Annotated in this window: 12 protein-coding genes, 1 pseudogene and 1 riboswitch; of the genes and pseudogenes, 2 read left to right on the top strand and 11 right to left on the bottom strand. The window is 35.3% G+C overall.

Annotated elements, in window-relative coordinates; translation table 11 throughout:
* Positions 1-503 precede the first annotated feature (503 nt).
* The 7 genes and pseudogenes from thiC to opp3b form a co-directional block, all read right to left on the bottom strand.
* A pseudogene (gene thiC / locus DYE31_RS09475) lies at positions 504-2,248 on the bottom strand (phosphomethylpyrimidine synthase ThiC).
* A gap of 182 nt (positions 2,249-2,430) precedes the next feature.
* Positions 2,431-2,529: riboswitch (TPP riboswitch) on the bottom strand.
* A 96-nt stretch (positions 2,530-2,625) separates the two neighbouring features.
* On the bottom strand, positions 2,626-3,627 hold the full coding sequence (locus DYE31_RS09480; protein ID WP_015899851.1) for an MsnO8 family LLM class oxidoreductase: 1,002 nt from the start codon (positions 3,625-3,627) through the stop codon (positions 2,626-2,628).
* A 162-nt stretch (positions 3,628-3,789) separates the two neighbouring features.
* Positions 3,790-5,454 carry a peptide ABC transporter substrate-binding protein gene (locus DYE31_RS09485; RefSeq protein WP_015899850.1) on the bottom strand — a complete coding sequence of 555 codons (1,665 nt, stop codon included), beginning with the start codon at positions 5,452-5,454 and terminating at the stop codon, positions 3,790-3,792.
* 14 nt (positions 5,455-5,468) lie between these two features.
* A complete protein-coding gene (locus tag DYE31_RS09490; protein WP_015899849.1) occupies positions 5,469-6,512 on the bottom strand; it encodes an ABC transporter ATP-binding protein in 1,044 nt (347 codons plus the stop codon).
* Positions 6,502-7,584, bottom strand: a complete 1,083-nt coding sequence (locus DYE31_RS09495) for an ABC transporter ATP-binding protein (protein WP_015899848.1) — start codon at positions 7,582-7,584, stop codon at positions 6,502-6,504. The genes DYE31_RS09490 and DYE31_RS09495 overlap by 11 nt, the downstream gene beginning before the upstream one ends.
* Before the next feature lie 14 nt (positions 7,585-7,598).
* Complete coding sequence (gene opp3C / locus DYE31_RS09500) at positions 7,599-8,663, bottom strand: oligopeptide ABC transporter permease (protein ID WP_015899847.1); 1,065 nt, start codon at positions 8,661-8,663, stop codon at positions 7,599-7,601.
* Entirely contained in the window at positions 8,663-9,589 is a 927-nt protein-coding gene (gene opp3b / locus DYE31_RS09505; RefSeq protein WP_015899846.1) for an oligopeptide ABC transporter permease, read from the bottom strand. The genes opp3C and opp3b overlap by 1 nt, the downstream gene beginning before the upstream one ends.
* A gap of 271 nt (positions 9,590-9,860) precedes the next feature.
* On the opposite strand from opp3b, the gene DYE31_RS09510 reads away from it, so the two are divergent.
* Entirely contained in the window at positions 9,861-10,235 is a 375-nt protein-coding gene (locus DYE31_RS09510; RefSeq protein ID WP_015899845.1) for a DUF3899 domain-containing protein, read from the top strand.
* 36 nt (positions 10,236-10,271) lie between these two features.
* On the opposite strand, the gene DYE31_RS09515 is transcribed toward DYE31_RS09510, so the two are convergent.
* The 3 genes from DYE31_RS09515 to DYE31_RS09525 all read right to left on the bottom strand — a co-directional run bounded on the left by DYE31_RS09515 (position 10,272) and on the right by DYE31_RS09525 (position 13,963).
* Positions 10,272-11,510 carry an MFS transporter gene (locus tag DYE31_RS09515; RefSeq protein ID WP_015899844.1) on the bottom strand — a complete coding sequence of 413 codons (1,239 nt, stop codon included), beginning with the start codon at positions 11,508-11,510 and terminating at the stop codon, positions 10,272-10,274.
* A 255-nt stretch (positions 11,511-11,765) separates the two neighbouring features.
* Positions 11,766-13,010, bottom strand: a complete 1,245-nt coding sequence (gene fabF, locus DYE31_RS09520) for a beta-ketoacyl-ACP synthase II (protein WP_015899843.1) — start codon at positions 13,008-13,010, stop codon at positions 11,766-11,768.
* An 11-nt stretch (positions 13,011-13,021) separates the two neighbouring features.
* Positions 13,022-13,963 carry a beta-ketoacyl-ACP synthase III gene (locus DYE31_RS09525; RefSeq protein WP_015899842.1) on the bottom strand — a complete coding sequence of 314 codons (942 nt, stop codon included), beginning with the start codon at positions 13,961-13,963 and terminating at the stop codon, positions 13,022-13,024.
* Positions 13,964-14,224: 261 nt separating this feature from the next.
* On the opposite strand from DYE31_RS09525, the gene DYE31_RS09530 reads away from it, so the two are divergent.
* Positions 14,225-14,428 carry a YjzD family protein gene (locus DYE31_RS09530; protein WP_015899841.1) on the top strand — a complete coding sequence of 68 codons (204 nt, stop codon included), beginning with the start codon at positions 14,225-14,227 and terminating at the stop codon, positions 14,426-14,428.
* Positions 14,429-14,529: 101 nt separating this feature from the next.
* Here the strand turns inward: DYE31_RS09530 and clpB are convergent, their stop codons facing one another.
* Positions 14,530-17,139, bottom strand: a complete 2,610-nt coding sequence (gene clpB, locus DYE31_RS09535; RefSeq protein WP_115314386.1) for an ATP-dependent chaperone ClpB — start codon at positions 17,137-17,139, stop codon at positions 14,530-14,532.
* Positions 17,140-17,186 lie beyond the last annotated feature (47 nt).

Here is a 17,186-nt window from a genome sequence, read left to right on the forward strand (position 1 = left end):
CACACTGAAATGCACCCTGAATTTTAGGGTGCATTTTTTAATCTTACAATTATTTTTAAATTACACAACTTTATATTTATGCAGTAATGAAAACGTTGTATAATAAAATTACAACAACGAATCGGAGTGAGACATCTTGAAATTACATCCATTTAGAATTCTTTTATACATCGCGCTAATCTTATATTTACTTTTTAATTTACTCGTTACTTATCATGCTATCGTAAACTACACTTTGTTTGTTTTATCATTTGTGATATTTGCAAGTATTTTAATTAAAAAGTTATATCATGGCGGTCATTTTCACTTCAACAATAAAAAACAACTGAAAAATCCGCTTCTCAAACATTAAGCTCTATCCAAAATTCGGATGCTTTTTGGATTATCACAAGCCTGATATTATATGTCGAAACAATGTTGCTTGCAGTAATACATCATTAAATAATAAATCCCTCTATTAAGCAGTCGCTGAATAAGCGAAATGTTAATAGAGGGATTTTATATTATTGATAAACTCGACTACCTTGTTCTACAAAATCTTGTGCTTTTTCTTTCATTGCTTCTTTTCTTTCTTTTTCGTCAAAATGATTTTGGCGCAAATCATGTGAAATACGCATTGAACAGAATTTAGGACCACACATACTGCAGAAATGAGCAACTTTAGCAGATTCCTTTGGTAAAGTCTCATCATGGTATTCTCTTGCACGTTCAGGGTCTAACGAAAGATTGAATTGATCAATCCAGCGGAACTCAAAACGGGCTTTACTGATGGCATCATCTCGTTCTGCTGCGCCAGGAAGACCTTTTGCTAAATCAGCAGCATGTGCTGCAATTTTATAGGTAATCACACCTTCTCTGACATCATCTTTATTTGGTAATCCAAGATGTTCTTTAGGCGTAACGTAACAAAACATCGCTGTACCGTGACTGGCAATTTGTGCTGCTCCGATTGCTGAAGTGATGTGGTCATAAGCTGAGCAATATCTGTTGTCAGTGGTCCTAACGTATAAAATGGTGCTTCTTTACAATAAAAATCAGCTAAGTCCTGATTTTCTTTAATTTTATGCATTGGAATATGTCCAGGTCCTTCTATCATTACTTGTACATCATGCTGCCATGCAATGTCTGTTAATTCTCCTAATGTTTTCAACTCTGCAATCTGACTTTCATCATTCGCATCATAAATAGAACCAGGGCGTAACCCATCACCTAAAGAGACTGCAATATCATAACGATTCAGGATTTCACAAATATCACTGAAATGCTCATATAAAAAACTTTCTTCATGATGCGCAAGACACCATTGCGCCATAATAGAACCACCACGGGAAACAATACCTGTTAAGCGATCGACTGTTAATGGAACATACTGTAATAAGACGCCTGCATGAATGGTGAAGTAGTCCACACCTTGTTCAGCTTGTTCAATCAAAGTGTCTCTATAAATTTCCCAAGTCAAATCTTCAGCTACACCATTCACTTTTTCTAAAGCTTGATAAATTGGAACTGTACCCACAGGAACTGGTGAATTTCTTAATAAATATTCTCGTGTCGCATGAATGTTTTTACCTGTAGATAAATCCATAATTGTATCTGCACCCCAATGTGTTGCCCAAACCAATTTTTCAATCTCTGCTTCAATAGATGAAGAGACAGCGGAATTTCCAATATTCGCATTGATTTTCACTTGGAAATTTTTACCGATAATCATGGGCTCTGACTCAGGATGATTGACATTATTAGGAATAATTGCTCGGCCTCGTGCAATTTCATCACGCACAAATTCAGGTTCAACACCTTCACGCAGCGCTACGAATTTCATTTCTTTCGTAATCATACCTTGTCTTGCATAATGCATTTGTGTAATTCGTTTACCGTCTTGTGCACGTTTAGGCTGATATTTAAATGGTGTTTCAACAAATTTTTTATGTCCTTCTTTTTTAAATCCATTATCGATTGATTGAACTCTGCGACCTTCATAACTTTCAACATCATCTCGTGAAAGAATCCAATTTGAACGTAAATCTGGGATACCGTTTTGTACATCCACTTCATACTCTTCTTCATGATAAGGTCCTGCAGTATCATAAACTACAAAAGGTTCATTAACTTGTGTATCATATTCAGTCACAGTATCACTTAATTCGATTTCTCTAAAAGGAACACGGATATCTTCATCCTCACCTTGCTTAAAAATTCTGCGACTTGCCGGGAATCCTTTTTTCAATTCAATTTCATCTTGTCTCATTAAAAATAGCCTCCTCAAATCAATGCTAGGAGGCGTATTTGCCGAAAAATACATGATAAAATAAAAACGCATTCATTTTATTTATGAATGCGCAGAAAAGACTCTATTTTATGACTTCGAAAAAATTATGTAATAACTAACCTATTACAGGAATATACATATTTTCGAGTTTAAATTTCTCTTATCATTTTTACACGCTTCCCTACGCTAGTGCTAACTAGATCAGGTTCAAAGGGTTGATAATATATCTTTCAGCCTATACGGCACCCCTAGCAATGAATATTTAATTTACAAATTTATATTAACATTCATTATTTTAATGTTCAAGTCAATATCTAAAATGAAAAGTAATTAATATCATTCGAGTTTTTTAGCAGTTACACGTTTTCATTTGGATTCAACGGCGCTAATTCCCTGATTGTGTTCATTCTTAATTTATGGCTTTGTACAGGCATATGCAACATCCATTCATCAATCAAACCGCTTCGATTAACCTCATTCAATGTATCAACCACTTCTTCTTTGCTTCCGCTGATAATCCTCATTCTTTTCTCGGTAACTTCGAAGTTTTTTTCTGACTCATTTCGGTATTCATCCACTTGTTGTTTCGTATTTAATACAATTCTGCTTCCATCTTCAAATGTTAATTCGTAATGTCTTTGGGAGAATCTCATAGGCATCTTTTGATTTCCATCTGTTGTCACCACAGCAGGTATCGATACGATGAAACGCCCTTTTGGATAACGTTTTTTATATGCTTTCAACGCATTTTCTAACTCCGACAAATCAGAGTTAATGAAATAAGCATAGACAATACCTGTTTGTGCTTCTGCAGCTTGAATGGCTGAATGTTCACTTGTTCCTAATAAATATACCGGCACAGGTTTATCAGTTTCATCACGATGTGCAGTACGAATACCTTCATATTCACTATGATCAGTAAATTTTTGGGTGTTCAGTTGGTTTAAAAGTGAGAATTTCTCATCAAATTGCTTTAATGGTTTTTGCAGCTCTTCTTGTAATAAATCAACGACTTTTGGATATCCTCCAGGTGCTTTACCTACTGCTAAATCAACACGTTGATGCGACAGTTTATCTATTAAATGAAATTGTTCAATTACTTTTAGAGGATGACAGTGTTGCAGCATAACACCTCCAGAACCAATCCTCATTTGTTTTGTATGATCAAGCAAATACATAATCAGTATTTCTGGAGAAGTTCCTACCACATCTTTAAGATTATGATGTTCAGAGAGAAAATAGCGTGTATAACCTGATTGATCTGCTAGTTGGGCTAATTCTAACGTATGATTCAAAGCTTCTGTTACTGTTTGCCCTTTGTTTATGGGTGTTTGATCTAATATACTCATCGGTAACATGACATTCACCTCAATCTATTTCTTTTCTTAAATGCTAGGTTTGTTCGCTTTTAAAGTCAATTTTATAGCTTTCAGCAAACCAAAAACACACAGCCGAATTGACTGTGTGCTTTATTATATAGATTCTTTTGTTGAAGTGAATTTCTACCATTAAATTTCACTTTATTGATCTTTCTTTTTCTTTCCTGTTTCTCTATCAATACTCTTGTCGATATAGGCATGTTTAAGTGTAGTCTCTCCGCCAATTTCATGGTATACAATACCTTTCAATTGAGGATTACGAAGGCTTGCTGCACCTTGTTGATAAATCGGTGCAACTGGTGCTTCACTTAACATAAATTCTTCAGCATCTTTTAGTTCATTAATACGTTCATTAGGTTTTTTCAATAATGGACCATTCGCTTCTTTCAGCATGTTGTCATATTTCTTGCTGCCCCAACCTGTATTATTTTGAGCATTGCCAGTAGTCATTGTGTCTAAATAAGTCATTGGGTCAGGATAATCTGGTCCCCAACCTGATAATGACATTGAGTAATTCATTGTTAACTCTGCAGTTACACGTTGTTTAAATGGTAATTGTTTAATATTCACAGTTACCCCTGGCAGATTTTTCTCAATCTGTGATTTGATAAACTGTGCTGAAATTTTAGAACTTGGTGTATCTTCAGTGTTCAATGTAAATGTAAATTGGTCTTTACCTAAAGCTTTTTTCGCTTTATCGAGATGTGTTTTTGCTTCTGATTTATTATATTTAAGTGGTGATTTTACTAAATCAGCATAGTCTTTGCCATCTGGAAGAATATCTGTCTTTTTAGAAGTAAATCCATCAAATGGTTTCGAACCATCTCCTAATACATTATCAACATATGCTTTTTTATCAATTGATTGTGCAATTGCATAACGCATATCTTTATTTTTAAATTCAGGCTGCTCTTTTTCGTTCATTTTCAAGAAGAATGTAGAAGCTTTTAAGCGTTTAAATAATGCTGGACTATCTTTATATTTATCAACTTGTTCAGATGTAATACCAGTATTATCTACTGAACCTGTATCATACAAAGATGCACCTGCTTGCTGGTCCTTCAAAATTTTGAAATTGATTTTATCTAACTTAACTGCTTTTTTATCCCAATATTTTGGGTTCTTTTTCATTAAAATTTTGTCTTCCACTTTCCAATCAGTAAGTTCAAATGGACCATTATATACTGCTTTGTCTGCAGTTGTTCCATATTGTTTGCCATATTTCTTCGCAACTTTTTCATTTTGCGGCATATATGTACCGAATGCTAACATTTGGTTGAAATATGGTAACGGCTTGTTCAATTTAATTTGCACTGTATACTTGTCTAGTGCTTTAGCACCTAATTTATTAACCGGCATTTTACCTTCATTAATTTTTTGTGCATTTTTAATATCATACATGATATAAGCATATTCAGAAGCTGTTTGTGGATCTAATGCTTTACGCCAAGCATACACAAAGTCATTTGCGGTAACCGGATCACCATTTGACCATTTTGCATTTTTACGCATCTTGATTGTTAAAGTTTTACCGCCATCGCTTTTCTTAGGCATTCCTTTGGCAATTGCTGGAATAGCTTGGTCTTTTTTATCTAAAGAATATAGTCCTTCGTAAACTTGATTGTAAACATTGAATGAAACAGTATCTGTCGCAAGAACAGTATCTAATGTACTCATGTCTTGAGATAATACTGAACGATATACTTGCCCTTTACCATCATAAATACCGCCGCCTTGGCTGCACCCGCTTAAAACTAACGCTGCAATTCCAAGCATTAAGGCGAATGAAATTAATTTTTTCTTCATAATGCTTCTCCCCCTTACACCGTTTGTTTTAATCTTTGTTTCAATTCTTCCGCTTCTTTATCCGTCACAAATACATAATGTTCCGGTTTAATCTCCTGTAAAGAACGATTCGGATTTTCTTCAGCGTTTTCTTTATAAGTAATACGCGTTCTTGTACGTTCACTTTCAGGATCAGGTTGCGGTACCGCTGATAACAAAGATTGTGTATAAGGATGTAAAGGATGGTTATAAATTTCATCCGCTGAACCGATTTCCACAATTTTCCCAAAGTGCATTACAGCGATACGGTCTGAAATATATTTAACCATAGATAAATCATGCGCAATGAATAAGAATGTAATATTCTTTTCACGTTGCAGTTTCAACAGTAAGTTAACAACTTGTGCTTGAATCGAAACGTCTAATGCCGAAATCGGTTCGTCTGCAATAATAAATTCCGGTTCAACTGCTAATGCACGTGCGATACCAATACGTTGTCTTTGTCCCCCTGAGAATTCATGCGGATAACGATTGGCGTGTTCTTTGTTTAATCCTACTGTTTCTAACAAATCATACACTCGTTTTTTACGTTCTTTTGTACTTTTTGCTAATTTATGAATATCAATGCCTTCTGCAATAATATCCATTACTTTTAATCTTGGATTAAGTGAAGCATATGGATCTTGGAAAATCATTTGAATTTTCTTATTGAACTTCAACATATCTTTGCGGTTTTTAATATCTTGAATATTAACCCCTTCGTAATACACTTCTCCGCTTGTTGCATCATTTAATTTAATTAATGCTTTACCTGTTGTAGATTTACCACATCCAGATTCTCCAACTAAACCAAATGTTTCCCCTTTGAAAATGTCGAAAGAAATATCTTCGATTGCACGAACTTCGTTTCGCTTTCCGACATTAAAGTATTGTTTTAAATTTTTAACACTCACTAATACTTCTTTATCTCCAGCAGGTTGACGTTGTGCGTTTAATTCTGATTGTTCTCTTTCAATTTCGTTTTGTTTTTCTAATGCACCGCTTGTTTCTTCAAAATCTTTGTTTTGATTATCCTTCATTGAACGCCACCCTTTCTACACGTTCAGCGTGCTCAAATTTATTCGGCATTTCTCTTTGACGTCTCACAACCAGTTCAGGTGGTTGTACTTTAGGAGAACGTTCATCTAACAACCATGATTTTACAAAATGTGTTGGTGAAACTTGGAACCACGGAGGTGCTTCTTTAAAATCAATACCTAAAGCATATTGGCTTCTCGCTGCAAATGCATCACCTTTTGGCGGATGCAATAAGTCAGGCGGTGTACCTGGAATAGCGACAAGTTCTGTGTCAGTACCAGTTTCTAAATCAGGCATTGAAGATAACAGTCCCCAAGTATAAGGATGTTGCGGATCATAGAAAATTTCATCAACATCTCCCGTTTCTACCATTTGACCTCCATACATTACAGCCACTCTGTCAGCAATGTTTGCAACAACACCTAAGTCATGTGTAATAAAGATAATGGATGTATCAATTTTCTTTTGCAGCTCTTTCATTAAGTCTAAAATTTGAGCTTGCATTGTAACGTCTAAAGCTGTTGTCGGTTCATCTGCGATTAATACTTTCGGTTCACAAGCAAGCGCTGTAGCGATTACGATACGCTGTCTTTGTCCACCAGAGAATTGGTGAGGATATGCTTTAAAACGTTCTTTTGCATTTGGCAATCCAACCATATTTAGAATTTCCAGTGCTCTTTTTTTAGCTTGTGATTTATTATAGCCGCGATGTTTCATAAGTGGTTCCATGACTTGTTTCCCAATTTGCATTGTAGGATTCAATGAAGTCATCGGATCTTGGAAAATCATTGAAATATCTTTTCCTCTTAATTTAATTAATTCACTTTCCGGCTTTTCAACTAAGTCTTCTCCTAAGAAGTTGATTTTACCTTTCTTGATTCGTCCAACATCGCCTTGGAACAATTTTGTCAAAGCTTTTGTTGTCACAGACTTACCAGAACCAGATTCACCCACAATTGCGAGTGTCTCCCCTTTGTCTAAATAAAAGTCTACGCCTCGAACTGCTTGCACTTCTCCTGCGTCAATATCAAAGGAGACATGCAAGTCGTTCACTTCTAATATTCTTTCTGCCATACGATCTGCCTCCCTTATTTACGCATTTTCGGATCGAATGCATCACGCAATCCATCACTAAACAAGTAAAAGAATAAAATTAATAAACTTAAAATAAGTGCTGGAATAAATAATTCATGCGGATGAATCAATAACATCGCACGCCCATCATTTACAAGAGAACCTAATGAAGTCTTCGGAGCTGGTACACCAATACCGATGAAACTTAAGAAGGCTTCGAAGAAAATTGCACTTGGTACTGTAAACATTGATGTAACTACAATCGCACCTAATGTATTTGGTAAGATATGTCTAAAAATCAATTTTGTTTTTGAAGCACCTAATGTACGAGATGCTAAAACAAATTCTTGTCCCTTTAATTTTAAGAATTCACCACGAACCACACGGCTCATTCCTATCCACCCTGTAATTGCCATCGCAATAATAATTGTCCAAATAGATGGCTCGAAAATTAATACGAAGAGAATTACGACAATCAAGTTTGGTATAGAAGCGATGATTTCTATAATCCTTTGCATGACATCGTCAATCCTGCCTCCGAAGAAACCGGATATTGCGCCATATACTACCCCTATGAAAATATCTAGTGCTGCAGCTACTACACCGATAAATAGTGAAACTTGAGCACCTTGCCATGTACGTGACCATAAATCACGACCTAATTGGTCTGTACCGAACCAGAAGTTTTCTTTTACTCCTGCATCTTTATAAGCATTTGTTCCATCTGCACCTTGTCCATCAAATGGTAAAAATGGAATTTTATCAAGTACTGGAATTTTAGCTGGTAAGTTACGGCGGTCTACATCTTGTTCAGCATAATCATGACCGCTCATCAACGGCCCAACCAATGCCATAATGATAATAAGTATTAAGCCGATCATACCGATAACTGCTAATTTATTACGTCTTAACTGACTCCAAGCATCTTGCCAGAAGTTTTTGCTTTCACGTTGAATTTCCGGTTCTCTTTCAATATCTTGTTCAACGAGTAAAAAATCTGGAGCATTTTCACCGTCAGTAGTATGTGTAAGTGCTGCATTGGAATAGTCTCCATGCAAATGTTCTTTGTTTTCTGCCATTATTTTTTACCTCCTTGCACCCTAATACGCGGATCGATAATTCCATATAAAATATCTACAATGAAAATCGATACAATGAATAACGTACTGAATAAAAGTGTAGTGGCCATAATGACAGAGAAGTCGTTCGTTTGAATCGATCTAACGAATTGATCCCCTAGTCCTGGAACGCCGAAGATGTTCTCGATTGTTAGTGTCCCTGTTAAAATACCTGCTAACATCGGAACGATTATTGTAATAACTGGAATAAGTGCATTTCTAAGTGCATGACCGAAAAGTACACGCATCATAGAATTACCTTTAGCTCTTGCCAATAAAATGTAGTCCGAACTCAACACTTCGATCATTTCCGCCCGTATGTATCGTGCGACTGTCGCAAGTACGCTCGCTGAAAGTGCAAGTGATGGCAAGATGGCAGTTGAAATCCCTTCCCAACCTGCTACTGGGAACCATCTTAATCTTACTGAGAAAACATATTGTAATAACACTGCTAAAACGAATGATGGAACTGATACAGCAATAACTGAAATAACTGTAGAAGAGTAGTCCACCCAAGTATTTTGTTTCGTTGCAGCAGCAACCCCTAAAATTAATCCTAAAATAACTCCAATAACCATTGCCGTTAATCCCATTTCCATTGATGGAATTAAACGAGGTTGAATTAAATCCCAAACCGGTTGGTTATGATATTGGAATGACACCCCGAAATCTCCTGTCACAACATTTTTAAGATAATGCAGATACTGTACAATGACTGGATCATTTAAACCGTATGTCTCGTTTAAAATTTCCTTTTGGTCTGCACTTAACTTTGCATCATTAAATGGTGAACCTGGCATCAATTTCATTAAGAAGAAAGTGATAGTCATAATAATGAACAAAGAAATCAGCATATATCCAAAACGTTTGAGTATATATCTAAACATAGACAATCCCCCTTATGAATTCAAAATAAACATTCCCTCAAAATTTTCAGAAATATTTTAATATTATTATATCTATAATTTGCATTCCAAATCAACACAATTTTTAGAATATTTTAATTGTTGCAACAAAATGTTCCGTAAAACATGTATAATAAACTTAGTATTAACAAGGGATTCTCTAATTTAAAACATCTGTTATTTATGTAAAAAATATTTATAGATATAGTTAATAGTCAGGAAAGAATATAATTTTTAAGTTTAGGAGAAAAATATGAATAAATATATACAATGGTTAATTTGGGTGTTATTTGCACCTATCATAAGTTTAATAATATGGGGTTTCAGAACACATACCTGGTCAAATTACATAGATATCTTATTTATCGTAAGTATGATTTTATTTATAGCAGGCTTCGTGGTAATTCTGGTTCAAGACGGTATTTTTGATGCGACAAGCTATGGATTTAGACGGATTCGTTATCAAATGGGAGGAAAAAAGCACCGTAAAGCTTGGGAAAATGATGAATTTATGAACCCTAAGCAAGCAAAAAGAGACTTTTATTTGGTAGAAGCATGGGCGAAAAGAATGACGATTATCAATGCGATATTAATACTTTTATGTTTATGCGCAATATTTACTTTTTAGAAAAAAACGGCAACTAACGTCGCCGTTTTTAATTTATTATTCTTTAACTTGTTGTACCTTCGGCATTTTAAACAGCACAAGATACATTAAAACAAATCCGATTAATACAATCACACCAGTATAGATTGACATCATCCAAGGGGTTAAAAATGTACTAATTACCAATCCTAATTGAGCAAGTATTTTTGCAGTAGTAAAACCTAATGAACCGATTGAACTATACACACCTCTAGCATGTTCTGGTGTTAATGCAAATCTTTCTGAGTTATATATTGGCGAATAAATTATTTCGCCAATCGTTGCAATAAATGCAAAAACTAAAATAAAAAATAAGACATTAGCTGATGTGATTATAATATAGCCGAAGGTATAGCAAAAAATTCCAATCACAAATATCGCTTTCTTCGAATAACTTTCCATCAAACGATTAACATAAAAGGTTAAGAATGCAACTGTGACTGTATTTACAATCATGATTAATGTGAAAATACGTACTCCATCAATTCTAATCCCTAAAAATGATATCGGGTCAAATGTCTTTTGTAGACGTACAACGACGTATGTATCTAAACTAGCTTCTGCCATAAATACAAAACTAAATGCTAACATCAAGATAATATAGGGTTTGTTTTTGAAGGCTTGTACATATCCATGCAGAAACTTTTTAACTACAGAATCCAACGAATCATGATTTGCAAATTTCTGTTGCACATCATAAATGAATACAAACACATACCAACTAATCAAATTCGCAGCAAGAAACAAACCAAACAGTAAATGACGATGCTCAGCATACAATGCAGCACCTATCAACATACCAATTGCCATAGCGATATTGTTCATCCAATAGAAGAAACGATAAATAAAGTCACGGTGTTGAACTTGAATAGCATCCATAATTGCTGCTTCTAAAATAGGCATTTCAAATGAATTGGTAATGGAAAAAATAAAGAAGGTGATACAAAACAAGATCAATCCAATACCATGCATATTTACGGAGATTATAAGAATCACTAAACACACTGTATAAATACCGTGGACAAAACTGATTACTTTTTTACGTTCAAAGTGATCAGACACATAACCGCCGATAAACGACACTATAAATCCGATGATAACAGTCGCCATCAAGAAAATACCTGCAAAAACAGCGTTAATCATAGTAATTAGATATAGTGCTATAAAGGGTAAAATCGCAGAACTTGAAAGTGTGAGTAAAAAATCACACAGCATTCTTGCTTTTAATGTTCTAGAAAGTTGATTCAATTGATGCACCGATTCCACCCACCCTTATTTATGTATTTAACCTTTTTATTTTAATGCATTAAAGCATTAATTGAAAAATGTGTTATTTTTCAAGGTCTTATTTCATTATACACATTTAATGTTATTATAGTGTATTCATTTCAGTTTATGATTTTAAAATCATTATTCCTATTTTGAATTAAAAGAAAAAAGCATTTGAAACGATTAAAAATAACCGCTTCAAATGCTTATCATTTCTTAATGTATTAATAAACTTTTCTACTACTAGTCTTCGAATTTTTTAAATACTAATACAGCATTGTGTCCGCCAAATCCAAGACTGTTACTCATTGCATAAGTAATATCTAAATCTTGCGCTTCGTTAGGTACGAAATCTAAATCACATTCTGGATCTGGAGTTACTGCATGAATTGTCGGTGCAATTTTGCTATCACGAATTGATAACGCTGAGAAGATTGCTTCTAAACCACCTGTAGCCCCTAATAAGTGACCTGTCATTGATTTAGTTGAGCTGACTTTCAAGTTATTCGCTGCATCACCGAATGTATTTTTAATTGCAAGCACTTCGTTTAAGTCACCTACTGGTGTACTTGTACCATGTGCATTTAAATATTGTACATCTGATGGTTGGATACCTGCATCATCCATAGCTGCTTGCATTGCACGTGAACCGCCTTCACCTTCTGGAGCTGGAGCGGTAATATGGTATGCATCGCCTGTTGAACCATAACCTACAATTTCTGCATAGATTTCAGCACCGCGTGCTTGAGCTGATTCTAATGATTCAATTACTAAAACGCCTGCACCTTCACCCATTACAAAGCCGTCACGGCCTTCTTGGAATGGACGACAAGCTGTTTCTTTATCATCATTTGTAGAAAGTGCTCTGCTCGCACTGAAACCAGCAATAGCCATATGTGTAATAGGTGCTTCACTGCCACCTGTAATCATAGCGTCTGCATCGCCACGTTGAATGATTTTAAATGCTTCACCGATTGAGTTAGTACCTGTTGCACAAGCTGTAACAGTAGAACCATTCGGCCCTTTTGCACCTAAATCGATAGAAACTTGTCCAGTAGCCATATCAGGGATTAACATTGGTACAAAGAATGGGCTGACACGACGAGGACCGCGATTAAGTAATTGGCTGTGTGCAACCTCGAATGTTTCCATTCCGCCGATACCTGAACCAATCCATACACCAATTCTATTTGCATTCGTATCATTGATATCTAATTTAGCATCTTTAACCGCTTCACGTGCAGCAACGACTGCATATTGTGTAAAACGATCCATACGACGTGCTTCTTTTTTCTCGATATAATCTTCAATATTAAAATCTTTTAATTCTCCGCCTAAGTGAACATTGTAATCAGATGTATCGATGCGTGTAATTTCATCAATACCATTAACACCGTTCAAGGCATTTTCCCATGAAGTTTTCGCATCATTACCTAGTGGAGATAATGCGCCTAGTCCTGTAATTACAACGCGTTGCTCTTTGCTCATACTTTATCCTCCTATTTTCCCCATCTTAGTGTAATTGCGCCCCAAGTCAGGCCGCCGCCGAAACCAACAAGAACCAAGACATCATCATCTTTGATTCTGCCGTTTTCAAGTTCTTGGCCGATACTTAACGGAATAGATGCCGCTGAAGTATTACCAAATTTATTTACTGAAACGCTCATTTTCTCTTTAGGGATTCCTAAACGTTCTCTAGCTGATTCCATAATTCTGATATTCGCTTGGTGAGGAACAAACATATCTACATCATCAGCAGTTATACCAGCTTTCTCAACAACATTACGTGAAGCTTCTCCCATAATACGTACCGCAAATTTAAATACTTCACGACCATTCATAAATATTTTACCGTTTTCAGGGTTCAAGTATAAATATTTACCGCCACTGCCGTCAGAGCCCATTTCATAACTCATGATACCGCGTCCTTCTGACACTTCTCCGATGACTGCTGCACCAGCACCGTCACCAAAAAGAATAGCTGTTGAACGGTCTGTCATATCTGTGATTTTAGATAATTTGTCTACACCAACGACTAAAATATTTTGATAATCGCCTGATGCTATGTACTGCTTAGCAGTAATCAATGAATACATAAATCCTGAACAAGCTGCAAGTTGATCCATTGTTGCTACTTTACCTAGTCCAAGACGCTCTTGAAGCATGTTGGCTACTGTTGGAAATGGAAAATCTCCTGTTGAAGTCGCAACGATAACCATATCTATATCTTCAGGTTTTATACCTGCATCTTTAATTGCTTTAACGCTAGCTTCATATGCAAGATCTGATGTTTCTTGATCTTCTCCTGCCCATCTGCGTTCTTTAATTCCTGTCATTTTAGAAATCCATTCATCTGAAGTTTCTAAAAAAGTTTCAAAATAGGCATTGTCTACAACTTTTTCCGGAACATAAGTTCCGAAACCTTTAATACCCACGTCCATGGTTCTACACCTTCTTAAAAATATTTTTAATACCAGGTATTAATTTATCATATTTTTCTTTTTAAACACAAGTGCTTTAACTATCATCTATTATGGGATTACTCATACTATTATAATATCTGAAGACCCGTATCACAATTATTGTGATGTGAATCCTCATATTAAATAAAGTATAAGTATTCTATTTTCCTTCCATCACTATACAAAGTTATTATTCTAATTTATAATTAAACTAAAGATAATTCTATGGAGGCACTACAGATGAGATACATTATGGTACTATTCTGGTCAGTATTGTTGCTTGAAATGGTAAACTTCGTATTAAATAGTTTAGCAGGCGGCGGCAAATTGAATTTTATTATCCCACTTGTATTTGCGGTTATCTTCACAATTGTAGTTGCAATTTTAGATGTGCTTATGAAGCCGGTTAAAAATTCAACTTCTGTGGAAGACAGCAAGCAATAACATATCGACATTAAATCCGGTATTTAATACTGGATTTTTTATTTTACAAAAAATGCTGGAATCTCGAGAAAACCAAGAGATTCCAGCATTTTTGTTTTATCTTAATTTAATTGTGCTTCTTCAACTTTGAAATTTAATTCATTATCGCCTAAATCAACTTTTACAGTTGTACCTTCTGGTAATGATTCTTTAATCATCATACGTGCTAATGGTGTTTCAATTTGACGTTGTACAAAACGTTTAAGAGGTCTTGCACCGAATTGAGGTTCGTAAGCTTCTTCACCTAACCATTTTTTCGCTGCATCTGATACTTCAATAGAAATACGTTGATCAAGCAAGCGAATATTAAGTTCTGTAAGGATTTTTTCTACAATCATACTCATATCGTTAACAGATAATGGACGGAAAAGAACAATATCATCCATACGGTTCAATATTTCAGGTTTAAAGTATTGATTTAAACTTGTCATTACCGCAGATTCTGTAGTTTCTGAAATAACGCCTGTTTCTTTTACTTGTTCAAGTAAAATTTGAGAACCAATGTTGCTTGTCATAATAATAATTGTATTTTTGAAGTCTACATTGCGTCCTTTAGAATCAGTTAAATGTCCTTCATCTAAAATTTGAAGCAATACGTTGAACACATCTGAATGTGCTTTTTCAACTTCATCTAACAAGATAACTGAGTAAGGGTTACGACGTACTGCCTCAGTTAATTGACCGCCTTCATCATGACCTACATAACCTGGAGGTGCTCCGATTAATCTAGATACAGAATGTTTTTCCATATATTCACTCATATCAATTCGAATCATATGTTTTTCTGAATCAAACAATGATGAAGCTAAGGCTTTTGCCAATTCTGTTTTACCGACACCAGTTGGCCCTAAGAATAAGAAGCTGCCGATTGGGCGATTAGGATCTTTTATTCCTGCACGTGCTCTGATAACCGCATCTGCAACTAAATCTACTGCTCTGTCTTGACCTACAACACGTTCATGCAAGATGTCATTTAGATGCAATAATTTATCGCGTTCGCTTTCTACTAACTTAGTTACTGGAATACCTGTCCATTGACTGACGATGTCTCCTATTTCTTCATCTGTTACTATTTCTCGAATAATACGGTCATTATCTTCACTTTGTTCATCTTGGAAAGCATCTTCTAAATCACGCAGTTCTTTTTCTAATTTCGGTATTTTACCATGTTGTAATTCAGCTGCTTTTTCCAAATCATAATTATTTTCCGCATCTTCTAAAGCTTTGCGGCTTTCATCCAATTCTGCACGTTTTTCTTGCAGTTTTGAGATTTTTTCTTTTTCTTGTTCTACGCGAGATTGCAATGCTGATTGTTTTTCTTTCTCATTTGAAAGTTCTTCTTGCAACTCTTTTAAACGTTGTTGACTGACATTATCAGATTCATGTTTCAATGCATTTTCTTCAATTTCTAATTGCATAACACGGCGATTGACTTGATCTAGTTCTGTCGGATTAGAACCTATTTCAGTGCGGATTGTTGCACAAGCTTGGTCTACTAAATCAATTGCTTTATCCGGCAAGAAGCGATCTGTAATATAGCGGTCAGATAATTCCGCTGCTGCTACTAAAGCACGGTCTTGAATTCTCACACCATGATATACTTCATAACGTTCTTTCAAACCACGTAAAATTGATATTGTATCTTCTACATCTGGTTCAGAAACACCTACTTTTTGGAAACGGCGTTCTAACGCAGAATCTTTTTCAATATATTCACGATATTCATTTAATGTTGTAGCACCGATACAGTGCAACTCACCTCTAGCAAGCATTGGTTTCAACATATTGCCGGCATCCATTGCGCCATCTGTTTTACCTGCTCCGACTAGCATATGCAATTCATCAATAAATAATATAATTCTGCCGTCTGAATCTTTGATTTCTTTCAATACAGCTTTTAAGCGTTCTTCAAATTCACCACGGTATTTCGCACCGGCTACTAAAGCACTTAAATCTAATTCAAAAATAGTTTTATCTAATAAAGACTCAGGCACATCTTTTTTTACAATTCGTTGGGCTAAACCTTCAACAATTGCAGTTTTACCTACACCTGGTTCCCCTATTAATACAGGATTGTTTTTAGTTTTACGGCTTAAAATTCGTATTGTATTACGAATTTCTTCATCACGTCCGATAACAGGATCCATGTTGCCTTGACGGACTTCTTCAACTAAATCACGTCCGTATTTTTCGAGCGCTTCATAATTTGCTTCAGGATTTTGTGATGTCACGTGATTTCCTCCTCTGACTCTCTTAATAATTTCTTTTATTACTTCATCTTTATTGCCTACAAATTGCTGAGTTATTTCATTTGTTTCAATCGCAGCAAGTAAAAGATGTTCCATAGAGACGAATTCATCTTCATACGTTTCCATGATTTTTTCAGCTCTATTAAAAAGCGTATTCGTATTATTACCAATATATTGACCATATTGTATATTATCGCCTTTAACTGTTGCATAATGATTTAATTTTTCTTCATATGCTTCAGAAAGTGCTGCTATATCTATATTAGCGCGTTCAAGCACACTTTTAAAAAGACTATTATCACTATTTAATGCAGCAATCAGTACTGCTTCTGCTTCTACATTTTGCTGTTCATGCTGTTTTGCAATTTCAATTGCGCCTTGCAATGATTCTTGAACAGCGTACGTCATTTTATTTGCATCCAATTTATTCACCTCTGTCGATTCAGTATACTTAGCCAAGAACCTTCTTG

It is taken from the genome of Staphylococcus carnosus, assembly GCF_900458435.1.
In the GTDB taxonomy this organism is placed as follows: Bacteria; Bacillota; Bacilli; order Staphylococcales; family Staphylococcaceae; genus Staphylococcus; species Staphylococcus carnosus.

Bases quoted from the DNA above. Each gene is read 5' to 3' on its own strand.
- DYE31_RS09480 (WP_015899851.1), bottom strand. From the start codon at position 3,627: ATGTTACCGATGAGTATATTAGATCAAACACCCATAAACAAAGGGCAA.
- DYE31_RS09485 (WP_015899850.1), bottom strand. From the start codon at position 5,454: ATGAAGAAAAAATTAATTTCATTCGCCTTAATGCTTGGAATTGCAGCG.
- DYE31_RS09490 (WP_015899849.1), bottom strand. From the start codon at position 6,512: ATGAAGGATAATCAAAACAAAGATTTTGAAGAAACAAGCGGTGCATTA.
- DYE31_RS09495 (WP_015899848.1), bottom strand. From the start codon at position 7,584: ATGGCAGAAAGAATATTAGAAGTGAACGACTTGCATGTCTCCTTTGAT.
- opp3C (WP_015899847.1), bottom strand. From the start codon at position 8,663: ATGGCAGAAAACAAAGAACATTTGCATGGAGACTATTCCAATGCAGCA.
- opp3b (WP_015899846.1), bottom strand. From the start codon at position 9,589: ATGTTTAGATATATACTCAAACGTTTTGGATATATGCTGATTTCTTTG.
- DYE31_RS09510 (WP_015899845.1), top strand. From the start codon at position 9,861: ATGAATAAATATATACAATGGTTAATTTGGGTGTTATTTGCACCTATC.
- fabF (WP_015899843.1), bottom strand. From the start codon at position 13,010: ATGAGCAAAGAGCAACGCGTTGTAATTACAGGACTAGGCGCATTATCT.
- DYE31_RS09525 (WP_015899842.1), bottom strand. From the start codon at position 13,963: ATGGACGTGGGTATTAAAGGTTTCGGAACTTATGTTCCGGAAAAAGTT.
- DYE31_RS09530 (WP_015899841.1), top strand. From the start codon at position 14,225: ATGAGATACATTATGGTACTATTCTGGTCAGTATTGTTGCTTGAAATG.